This is a genomic window from Rhodococcus sp. P4_F3_2 (assembly GCF_056401335.1).
The window spans coordinates 1-468 of the sequence record NZ_JBFUJN010000190.1 but is presented as its reverse complement, the minus strand read 5'-3'; the positions used below and the strand labels follow the sequence as shown (position 1 = coordinate 468).

1 protein-coding gene is annotated in these 468 nt (G+C 30.6%); it reads right to left on the bottom strand.

Annotation, left to right across the window (positions count from 1 at the left end):
- Window positions 1-468, bottom strand: a 468-nt coding sequence (locus AC1DWA_RS33360; RefSeq protein WP_477917762.1) for a tetratricopeptide repeat protein, incomplete at both ends; no start/stop codon positions are given.

Below are 468 nucleotides of genomic sequence, written 5' to 3'. Positions count from 1 at the left end.
CCTTATCATCCCACTAATTTGGTCATAAATCATAATACGATACGCCTTATTTAAGATATGAAGGGCTTTTTCATTATCGTTAACTTGACTATGACTAGAGCCCATAGAATCTAAGGAACGTAGCATTTCATTCGTATGTTTGCCTTTTTCAAGCTCGGAATAACTCTTTTCAAAGAAAGTGATGGCATGGTTGTAGTCTTTTTTATACTCATAATACTTTCCATGTATCCACATTAAAATGCCTTTGTCATATTCATTTAAATCGTTACGAGACAAATATTCTTTTTTCTGTATAAATGCCTCGACTTTATCAAATGAATTTGCATTTACTTGGTTTTCTGCAGTTTTTATTTCCTTTTTTACTTGCGATAAAAGTAAGTCTTTATTTTCTATCGTTTTAAAGAAATCATCAACTGTACAATCTAGTTTTTCGCTTAATTTTTCTAATACATCAAATGAAGGTTGAAC